At 48.7% G+C, this 717-nt stretch carries 1 pseudogene; it reads right to left on the bottom strand.

The annotated features are described in order from the left end of the window. A pseudogene (gene thiH, locus R7P64_RS24220) lies at positions 1–717 on the bottom strand (2-iminoacetate synthase ThiH); the annotation flags it as partial.

The following is a 717-nucleotide window of genomic DNA, read 5'->3' as shown; positions in this document are numbered from 1 at the left end:
CTTTCGCTCTGATCATGTCTTCTACCGATGCCGCGCTACGCTCGTCACTGATTTCGAACTGTTCCAGTTCCACCTCTTCGGTCGCATAACCACCGGGTTGTGTTTTCGATGCCGCAGACATACTCGTGATGCCTAACGGTAATACATTGTCGCGAAACTGCGGTGATTCGCGCGTCGACAATGACAACTCCACTTCCGGATTAAACAGTCGATAGGCGCAAATCAATTGCACCAACTGCTTATCCGTCATGACGGATTTCGGTTGTAATCCCGACGCTGGTACATTACCGGCACAAGGGCGTAAACGAGGAAAAGAAATCGAATAACGCGATTGCCAGTAAGTACGCTCCAGGTAATCCAGATGCGCAGCAGCAAAAAAGCAGTCGGTGCGCCCCTCTTCCAAACCAATCAAAGCGCCAAGACCGATTTTGTCGATCCCCGCTTTTGCCAATCTATCAGGCGTTTCAAGCCGGTATCGGAAATCCATTTTGTTGCCACGCAAATGATGCTGAGCATATGTTTTGGGATGATAGGTTTCTTGATACACCATCACCGCATCAAGGCCCAATGTTTTGAGTTCGGCGTATTCGTCCTGATCCAACGGTTGGACTTCCATCGCTAAATAATTAAATCGCTGCTTGATGATTGGCACCATTTCGCGAAAGTATTTCATCCCAACTTTGGTCTCATGCTCACCCGTTACCAGTAACACGCTGT

The organism is Vibrio sp. 2304 (assembly GCF_033339475.1).
GTDB classification, from domain to species: Bacteria; Pseudomonadota; Gammaproteobacteria; order Enterobacterales; family Vibrionaceae; genus Vibrio; species Vibrio alginolyticus.
The sequence above is the reverse complement of the archived record's forward strand: the minus strand, read 5'-3'. Positions and strand labels throughout refer to the sequence as shown.